Raw genomic sequence first — 896 nt, 5'->3', positions numbered from 1 at the left:
TACAGTTACTCCCCATGCTCCAGGACTGCAGGCTCCATTAAATCTTTTTGGATCAGCAGGGAATAATCAGATTAATCTGACTTGGAACGCATCCGAAGGAGCCACTAGTTATAATGTAAAGCGTGCAACTGAAGCAGGTGGTCCTTATACCACAATTGCAAGCCATATGACTGGAACTACCTTCACAGAAGCTTGGACGGGAACCGTTTATTACTATACAGTTACAGCTGTCGATTCTTCAGGCGAGAGTGCACATTCCAACGAGGTAACTGTTGAGTTAAGTACCTTACAGGACATTCCGAATGCATATGGTTATACGCTAGGTTTATTAGGGGGAGTACATCCAACTAATATGAACGATGGTAGCTTAATTGGTTCCAATATGGGTTCTCAATGTACAACCGATGGCGACTATACTACTGGATTTGTCATGAAGCCTTCTCAAGAGTTTAGATATGACCTGCCATATAGTTCCGATGTGACAGACTATTATGTGAATGCAGATAGCGCGTACATAGCATTCTTAGATATGAATTTCTATGACCGTCGAGGAAACCTCCTGCGTACCATTCCCGGTTCGGATTTATCACATACCCCGATAAGCACTTCGGGTACTTCGAATCCATTTTATACTCAATTGGGTCAGGTGGTAAAAAATGTAGCCTATGTAGTGATAAAAAATGTTGCCGCTGGAGAAATTATACTTAATGAAATTGATCTTAAGGGGAAAATTGTACCCCCAAGCAACCTTGTAGCCACCGCAGATTCTAATAGTGTTCATCTAAAATGGGATTCGGTCGACGGTGCAACAGTATATAGCGTAGATCGATCGACGACTTACGGAGGACAATACCAATTTGTCTCGTATACGAATACACCGGATTATACAGACAGTG

1 pseudogene is annotated in these 896 nt (G+C 42.3%); it reads left to right on the top strand.

Annotated features, from left to right (window positions below):
• Positions 1 to 896 (top strand): annotated as a pseudogene (locus ACAN54_RS29880) (hypothetical protein); the annotation flags it as partial.

The sequence above is a fragment of the Paenibacillus diazotrophicus genome, assembly GCF_042610465.1.
This window is presented reverse-complemented; position numbering and strand designations above follow the sequence as displayed.